General features: G+C 71.4%; 7 protein-coding genes and 1 pseudogene. 4 read left to right on the top strand and 4 right to left on the bottom strand.

Features of this window, described 5'->3' with window-relative positions; translation table 11 throughout:
• Positions 1–88: 88 nt before the first annotated feature.
• The 4 genes from GH736_RS12750 to GH736_RS12765 are packed head-to-tail and all read right to left on the bottom strand — an operon-like array spanning position 89 to position 3,331.
• Positions 89–733, bottom strand: a complete 645-nt coding sequence (locus tag GH736_RS12750) for an FMN-binding negative transcriptional regulator (RefSeq protein ID WP_159603835.1) — start codon at positions 731–733, stop codon at positions 89–91.
• Between the two features lie 9 nt (positions 734–742).
• Positions 743–1,801, bottom strand: coding sequence for an Fpg/Nei family DNA glycosylase (locus tag GH736_RS12755; protein WP_159603837.1), 1,059 nt, complete (start codon positions 1,799–1,801; stop codon positions 743–745).
• Positions 1,802–1,809: 8 nt separating this feature from the next.
• A complete protein-coding gene (locus tag GH736_RS12760) occupies positions 1,810–2,328 on the bottom strand; it encodes a ribose-5-phosphate isomerase (protein ID WP_159603839.1) in 519 nt (172 codons plus the stop codon).
• Positions 2,329–2,338: 10 nt separating this feature from the next.
• Positions 2,339–3,331, bottom strand: a complete 993-nt coding sequence (locus GH736_RS12765) for a DUF2332 domain-containing protein (protein ID WP_159603841.1) — start codon at positions 3,329–3,331, stop codon at positions 2,339–2,341.
• Positions 3,332–3,499: 168 nt separating this feature from the next.
• On the opposite strand from GH736_RS12765, the gene pepN reads away from it, so the two are divergent.
• From pepN to GH736_RS24575, 4 genes and pseudogenes are all read left to right on the top strand, one after another.
• Positions 3,500–6,049 carry an aminopeptidase N gene (gene pepN / locus GH736_RS12770; RefSeq protein WP_159603843.1) on the top strand — a complete coding sequence of 850 codons (2,550 nt, stop codon included), beginning with the start codon at positions 3,500–3,502 and terminating at the stop codon, positions 6,047–6,049.
• Between the two features lie 126 nt (positions 6,050–6,175).
• Complete coding sequence (locus tag GH736_RS12775; protein ID WP_159603845.1) at positions 6,176–7,087, top strand: ABC transporter ATP-binding protein; 912 nt, start codon at positions 6,176–6,178, stop codon at positions 7,085–7,087.
• Between the two features lie 5 nt (positions 7,088–7,092).
• Complete coding sequence (locus GH736_RS12780; RefSeq protein ID WP_159603847.1) at positions 7,093–7,944, top strand: ABC-2 transporter permease; 852 nt, start codon at positions 7,093–7,095, stop codon at positions 7,942–7,944.
• A gap of 10 nt (positions 7,945–7,954) precedes the next feature.
• Positions 7,955–8,346, top strand: a pseudogene (locus tag GH736_RS24575) (hypothetical protein); the annotation flags it as partial.

An 8,346-nucleotide genomic window follows, 5' to 3' on the forward strand; every position in this document is an offset into this window, starting at 1 on the left:
GCGACCTCGGCGACGACGCCGTCGACGACGAGCACGTCGACGACCTCGGGCGCACCGGGCAGCCGCGCGCCCTCGAGGAGCAGACGGCTCACGCGCGGGCCGCCCGGAGCGCGTCGTGGGTGCGGCGCATCTCGACGGCGAGCGCGGGACTCGCGTACGGCCCGTCACCCTCGAGCTCGGCGATGATGCGGTCGACCGTCTCGGCGGGCTTGTTCTGGCTCATCTTGTTCTTCGCGACGAAGCGCGTGACCGGGATGCGCAGGCCCACGGTGCCCGTGGCGATGCGGTCGGCGTAGGCGGAGTTCTCGGCGGTGCCCCGCATGCGCCGCGGCTCGGGCATCGGGTCCTCGAAGTTGTCCACCAGGGACTCGAGCACGCGGAGGTTCTCGACGGCGTCGAGCAGCTCGGGCGTGCCGTAGAGGTGCGCCGTGACGAAGTTCCATGTCGGCACGGCCGGGTTCGCGTCGTACCACCCCGGCGAGATGTAGCCGTGCGGACCCTGCACGATGGCCATGACCTCGTGGCGTCCGAGCTCGTGCACGACCTCGTCGGGCCGACCGACGTGGGTGAGCAGCACGATGCCGGAGGCGGTCTCGTCGAGGAGCACCGGATAGTGCGAGGCGACCAGGCCCGCGGCATCCGTCATGCTGACGATCGTCATCCACGGGTGCTCGCGGATGAGGCGCTTGACGCCCTCCTCGCTCGCGAGGGTGAAGCTCGGGTTCTGTCGCATCGGTCCTCCTCAGGCCTGGCAGTAGGGGCACCAGTAGAGCTTGCGGCCGGCCATCTCCTCGAGGACGATGTTCGTGCCGCAGACCCGGCAGGGCAGGCCCTCGCGCTTGTACACCCAGTGGCGGTCGGCGCGATTCGCCATCGCCGCCCGCCAGGCGTCGGGGTCGAGGTCGTCCATGGTCATCATCTGGCCGGTCTCCACGCCGATGGCGAGGAGCTTCGTCCAGTCGCGCCAGAGGTGCCGAACGTGCTCCTCGGGCACGGATCGGCCCGGCGTGTGCGGGTTCTGACGCGCGCGGTAGAGCAGCTCGGCGCGGTACACGTTGCCGATGCCGGCGACGACGTTCTGGTCCATGAGGAGCAGCCCGATCGGGGTGGCGCGCCTGCGCACGGCGCGGGTGAACCGCTCCTCGGCGTCGGGCCCGGCGTCGATGAGCGGGTCGGGGCCGAGCTTCGCGACCACCCGCTCCACCTGCGCAGGGTCGAGCACCTCGCACGCCGTGGGGCCGCGCAGGTCGGCGCAGATCGTGTCGGTGAGCAGGCGCACGCGCACCTGGCCGACCGGCTCGGGCGGGAACGTCTCGAGGCCGTTCCCCTCCTTCTCGGACTCCGACATGCGCAGCCGCGTGCGCCGGGGGGCGCCGATCGACGTGAGCGAGTTCTCGCCCGCGCGATCGAGCACCACGTCGCCGGCGAGGTCGGCCACCACGACGTCGGACGCCGCAGCGTCGGCCGCCATCGCGTCGGGGTTCGGCCCCCCGAGGAACGTGCCCCGCTGGTTCGTCTGTCCCATGCGTCCGTTCGCCGACGCGATCGTGGCGTCCATCCGGATGTCGCCGGCGAAGTCCCAGGCCCCGTACATGCCGAGGTGCACGCGCAGCCAGAGGTCGCCCTCGAAGCCGAGGAACATCTGCTTGCCCACGGCGCGGGCCTCCGTCATCCGTCGCCCGTCGAGCTCGGCGGCGCCCACGGCGAAGCGCCCCTGGGGGCTCGACGCGTGCACCACGTGACCGACGAAGTTGCGCTCGAACTGGCGGGTGATGCGGTGGACGGAGTGTCCCTCGGGCACCGGGACCCCTAGGCCTCGTTCGCCACGTCGACGTCGGCGTCGTGGTCGACGCCCTTGCCGGCGATGTCGCCCGTCGTCTCGTACTCGGCGAGCTGGGCGATGCGGCGCACGTGCCGCTCGTCGCCCGAGAACGGCTCCGCGATGAACGCGTCGATGTAGCGGATGGCCTCCTGCACCGTGTGCTGGCGCGCCCCGATCGAGATGACGTTCGCGTCGTTGTGCTGCCGGGCGAGCATCGCGGTGTCCATGCTCCAGACGAGGGCCGCACGGATGCCGCGCACCTTGTTCGCGGCGATCTGCTCGCCGTTGCCCGACCCGCCGAAGACGATGCCCAGCGTGCGCACGCCCGCGGCCTGGTCGCGTGCGACGGCCTGCGCCGCGTTGATGCAGAAGGCGGGGTAGTCATCGAGCGGGTCGTACTCGGTGGGGCCGTGGTCGACGACCTCGTGACCGGCGTTGGTCAGGTGGTCGACGAGGGTGCGGCTGAACTCGAGGCCGGCGTGGTCGGTCGCGATGTGGATGCGCATGGGCCCAAGTCTAGGGATTCGCGATCCACCGGATCGCGCGCCCGTGCGGCTGGGCCCACGCGAGCTGCACGCCGTCGAGGGCGAGCACGAGGTCGCTGCTCTCGTTGTCGACATCGTCGCGTACCCGGATGCCGGGCGTGACCGACCGTCCCTCGATCGACAGCCAGTGTCCGGGCAGCTCGCGCACGAGCTCGGTGAACCGCTGCCGGCCCGCCGCGTCGAGGTACATGAGCACGGCCGTGTGGAACACGACGAGGGTCGCATCGGCCGGCACGTCCGCCGCGAGAGCGGCCAGCTGCTCATTGAGATCCCCGGCGACGATCCTGGGCGGGTCGGATGCCGCGATCGCGGCCGCCGCGCGAAGTCGCTCGCGACGGTCCTCGTGCTCGGGCCACACGAGCGCGTCGAGCCACGCGACGTCCTCCGCGCTGCGCACGTCGAGCGGGTTCAGGTCGATGCCGCCGCGCCAGGCCACCTCCGGCAGCCGGTCGGGCACCGGCGGCGGCACGGGACCGCGGACCTCGCAGTCGAGCACCACGGGGCTCGGCCCGTCGGCAGGGTCGAGCCGCGGATGCCCCGAGTACCGGTAGCTGTAGCGGTCGGGATACAGGCAGAGGCCGGCGGATGCCCCGACCTCGAGCAGCGCGATCGGCCCCTCGATGGCGGCGAGCGCCGGCACCTGGAGCGCGCAGCGTCCGGCCTCGTTCGTCTGGGTGGCATGGGAGAGGGCCGTCGCCCGCACGGCGGACCAGTTCGCACCGAGCCAATCCCGGAAGTCGGGATACGGCCCGACGGGCGCGCCGTGGAACCGGGCGGCGGAGAAGACCAGGTTCGGCTGGCGCTTCGGTGACGGGAGCTCGTCGATGAGCGCGATCGCGGCGGCGTCGTCGGCGACACCGGCGGCCCACGCCTCGTAGGTCGCGGACATGCCACGCGCCTCCACCTCGGCGAACACGCGGTATCGCTCGGAGGTCGATGCTGCGGCATCCGTGCTCTCGGCCATGGGGCCACGGTAGGGCGCCGGGCGACGTGCGGTCAACGCGACCCGCTGGGCCCGCCGCTCGGTCCGCCGAGGCGGAGCGGAGGGCTGCGAATCCGCGGGCGTCCGGGGCTAGGCTGGGACACGTTGCCTGCGGCCACGAGCCGCGTCGATGACTGCGAAGGAGCGCACGTGCCCGGAGAGAACCTCACCCGTATCGAAGCTGAGGAGCGCGCGGCGCTCGTCACGGTGCACGACTACGACGTCGTGCTCGACGTGACCACCGGTCCGGAGGTGTTCCGCAGCCAGACGACGGTGCGCTTCGCCGCGACCGAGGGTGCTTCGACGTTCATCGACGCCATCACGGCTGCGGTGCACTCGGTGACGCTGAACGGCGTCGCGCTCGATCCGGCCGAGGTCAGCGACGGCGTGCGCATCACGCTCTCGGGCCTGGCCGCGGAGAACGAGCTCGTGGTCGTCGCCGACGGCCGCTACATGCACACGGGTGAGGGCCTGCACCGCTTCGTCGACCCCGTCGACGACGAGGCCTACCTCTACACCCAGTTCGAGGTGCCCGACTCGCGTCGCATGTTCGCCGTGTTCGAGCAGCCCGACCTCAAGGCCGCGTTCCGCTTCACCGTGACGGCGCCCGCGCACTGGGAGGTCGTGTCGAACTCCCCCACGCCCGAGCCGGTCGACGCCCACGACGGCGCGAAGACGTGGGCCTTCGAGCCCACCCCGCGCATCTCGAGCTACATCACCGCGCTCATCGCCGGCCCCTACGCGGTCGTGCGTGACGAGCTCACCTCGGCCGACGGCCGCACCATCCCGCTCGGGGTGTTCAGCCGCAAGAGCCTCTCGCAGTTCCTCGACGCCGACTATATCTTCGAGAAGACGAAGCAGGGCTTCGAGTACTTCGAGGCGAAGTTCGGCGTGCCCTATCCGTTCGCGAAGTACGACCAGCTGTTCGTGCCCGAGTACAACGCGGGAGCGATGGAGAACGCCGGCGCGGTGACGTTCACCGAGTTCTACGTGTTCCGGTCGAAGGTGACGGATGCCGTGCGCGAGCGCCGCGTCGTCACGATCCTGCACGAGCTCGCCCACATGTGGTTCGGCGACCTCGTCACCATGAAGTGGTGGAACGACCTCTGGCTCAACGAGTCGTTCGCCGAGTGGGCCTCGACCATCGCCACCGCCGAGGCCACGGAGTGGACCGAGGCGTGGACCACGTTCAACTCGATGGAGAAGAGCTGGGCGTACCGCCAGGACCAGCTCCCCTCGACCCATCCGGTGGTCGCGACCATCAACGACCTCGAGGACGTGCTCGTCAACTTCGACGGCATCACCTATGCCAAGGGCGGCTCGGTGCTGAAGCAGCTCGTGGCCTGGGTCGGCGTCGACGCGTTCTTCCAGGGCGTCTCGGCCTACTTCCAGAAGCATGCGTGGGGCAACACCACCCTCGCCGACCTGCTCGCCGAGCTCGAGACGGCGAGCGGCCGCGACCTGTCGGACTGGTCGGGCCTCTGGCTCGAGACCGCAGGGGTGAACACGCTGCGCCCGGCCATCGAGACCGACGACGACGGCGTCATCACCACGTTCGCGGTGCTCCAGTCGGCGACCGACGAGCACCCGACGATCCGTCCCCACCGCCTCGCCATCGGCTTCTACAACCTCACCGAGGGCAAGCTCGTGCGCGACCACCGCGTCGAGCTCGACGTCGACGGCGAGCGCACGGAGGTCGCGGAGCTCGTCGGCCTGCGCCGGCCCGACCTCGTGCTCCTCAACGACGACGACCTCGCCTACGCGAAGATCCGCCTCGACGAGGCCTCGCACGGCATCGCCCTCGCCAACCTGTCGGAGATCGAGAGCCCGCTCGCACGCGCCCTCGTGTGGAGCTCGGTGTGGGATGCCACCCGCGACGGCGAGACGCGCGCGAGCGACTACCTCGCCCTCGTGCTCGGCAACATCGCCAGTGAGACGGAGTCGACGACGCTGCGCATCGTGCTCGCGAACGCCGTGCTCGCTGCGAGCGCCTACGTCGCTCCCGAGCGTCGCGCCGAGGCTCGCCGGTCCTTGGCCGACGGCTTCTGGCGCCTCGCGCAGGAGGCCGAGGGCGGCAGCGACGCGCAGTTCCAGTTCGTCATGAACTTCGCCGCGATCGCGGAGGCCGGCTCGCACGTCGACCAGCTCGCCGCCCTGTACGACGGCTCGCTCGAGCTCGACGGACTCGAGATCGACACCGACCTCGGCTGGGAGCTGCTCATCGCGCTCGTGGCCGCGGGTCGCGCGGGCGACGCCGAGATCGACGAGCGCCTGGCCGGCGACAACACCGCCACCGGACAGCAGTCCGCCGCGCACGCCCGTGCCGCGATCCAGACGATCGAGGGCAAGGAGCGCGCGTGGGCGTCGCTCATCGACGTCGACACCGCGACCAACACCGTGGTGCGCGAGACCGCCGAGGGCTTCCTCCGTGCGAACGACCCGGCGCTGCTCGAGGCGTTCGTCGACCGGTACTTCGCCATGCTCGAGCGCATCTGGGACGAGCGCAGCTACGCGATCGCGGAGAAGCTCGTCGACGGGCTCTACCCGTCGCCCCTCGCGAACCGGGCGCTCGCCGACGCGAGCCGCACGTGGCTCGACGCGCACCCCGACGTGCCCGCGCTGCGGCGCCTCGTGATCGAGCGCCTCGCCGGCGTCGACCGCGCCCTCGTCGCACAGGAGCGCGACGCGCAGGACGCGTAGCGCTCGTAGCGCTCCTCGCGCCGGCCTCCGGGGCGGCGGCGGTGGTACTCCGGTACCACTGCCGCCGCCCCGGAACCGTTCCCGGGGCCGATGCGACCCCGGCGCGGCATCCGTAGCGTCGAACGCATGATCACTGCAGCAGGACTCACCAAGCGATTCGGGGCGAAGACCGCCGTCGATGACCTCCACTTCACCGTGCACCCCGGCCGCGTCACCGGGTTCCTCGGCCCGAACGGCGCAGGCAAGTCGACCACGATGCGCATGATCGTCGGACTCGACCGGCCGACGGGCGGATCGGTCACGGTCAACGGCCGGCGATTCGCGGAGCACCGCGCCCCACTCCACGAGGTCGGCGCCCTCCTCGACGCGAAGGCCGTGCACACGGGCCGTACCGCAGAGAACCACCTCCTCGCCATGGCCGCCACCCACGGCATCGGCCGCCGGCGCGTGCGCGAGGTGATCGAGCTGACCGGCCTCGAGTCGGTCGCCAGGAAGCGCGTGGGCGGCTTCTCGCTCGGCATGGGCCAGCGGCTCGGCATCGCCGCGGCGCTCCTCGGGGACCCCGCGACGCTGCTGCTCGACGAACCCGTGAACGGGCTCGACCCCGAGGGCGTGCTCTGGGTGCGCCGGCTGGTGCGCCACCTCGCGGGCGAGGGCCGCACCGTGTTCCTCTCGTCCCATCTCATGAGCGAGATGGCCATGACCGCCGACCACCTCATCGTCGTCGGCAAGGGACGCATCATCACCGATGCCCCCGTGACCGAGGTCATCGCGAACGGCACCAGTCCGCGAGTGCAGGTGCGCTCGCCACAGGCGTCACGCCTCGCCGACCTGCTCGCCGGCCCGAGCGTGACCGTCGTGCGGTCGGAGGCCGGCCTCCTCGAGGTCACCGGCGTCGAGGCATCCGGCATCGGCGACCTCGCCGCGGCGCACGCCCTCGCGATCCACGAACTCACCCCGAAGAGCGCGTCGCTCGAGGAGGCCTACATGGCCCTCACGGCCGACGCCGTCGAATACCGCACGGAGGCAGTCCGATGACCACCATGACCACCGCACCGACCCGGCCCGGCTCGATGCGGACCGACCCCACGACCGGCCTGACGTTCGGAGGCGTGCTCCGCTCGGAGTGGATCAAGCTCCGCAGCCTCCGCTCGACGATCTGGTCGTACGGGCTCGTCGTCGCCATCTCGCTCGGCATGGCCCTGCTCATGTCGCTCAGCATGGTGAACGGCATGAACGGAGGCCCGGATGCCGCGTCCGCACCGGCTGCCCAGCAGGCGGGCCTCGTCGTCGACGCCTCGGTGTTCGGCGTGTACTTCGGGCAGCTGGTCGCGGCCGTGCTCGGCGTGCTCGTGATCAGCGGCGAGTACTCGACCGGGATGATCCGGTCGACGCTCACCGCCGTGCCGCGACGGCTGCCGGCGCTCGCCGCCAAGGCCGTGATCCTGGGCGCGGCGACCTTCGTGGTCGGTGCCATCGCGACGTTCAGCGCGTTCGCGGTGTCGTCGGTGGTCTTCGCGGGCATCGACGTCACGGCGAACCTCCTCGACCCTGCGGTGTTCCTGCCGCTCCTCGGCGGTGCGCTCTACCTGTCGCTCGTGTCCCTGTTCGCGCTCGGCGTCGGCACGATCCTGCGCAGCAGCGCGGGTGGCATCGCGGCGGTCCTCGGCATCCTGCTGCTCCTCCCGACGGTGCTGCAGATGATCCCCGCCGACTGGGCGCAGGACCTCGTGCCGTACCTGGTCTCGATCGCCGGCATGAACACGTTCACCTCCACGACGGCCGAGGCGTCCGCCGACGGCTTCGGCGTCTGGCTGAACCTCGCCATCGTGCTCGGATGGGTGGCCGCCGCGGGCGTCGGGGCCGCTGCGACGCTCACGAAACGCGACGCGTAGAGTCTCGTCCATGACCGCGTCACGGCCCGCCCCCGACCACCAGGACCCGGTGGCCGGGGGCGAGCTGCGCCTCCCGCGAGCCCCCGGCGTCGCGCGCCGCTACTGGGCGCGGCACCCGCGATTCGCCGACGCGCTCATCGCCGGGATCTACGGCGTTCCCACCATCGTCATCACGATCGTCTCGGCGGCGCAGCAGCAGCTGCCGCCGGGGCTGGCCGTCGCCATCGTGGCCGCGGCGCTCGCGGCGGCCCTGGGCCTGCTGATCGCCAGGCGGACGCAACCAACTTCGATGTCAGCGCTCCCGAGACCGCACGTCCCATGGCCGAGGTGGAGGCAGAGTGGCTCAGCCACAAGACCAAGCGCAAGCCGCAGGCGATCATCGATGACCTCCTCAAGCGGCTC

This window comes from Agromyces humi (genome assembly GCF_009720255.1).
Taxonomy (GTDB): Bacteria; Actinomycetota; Actinomycetes; order Actinomycetales; family Microbacteriaceae; genus Agromyces; species Agromyces humi.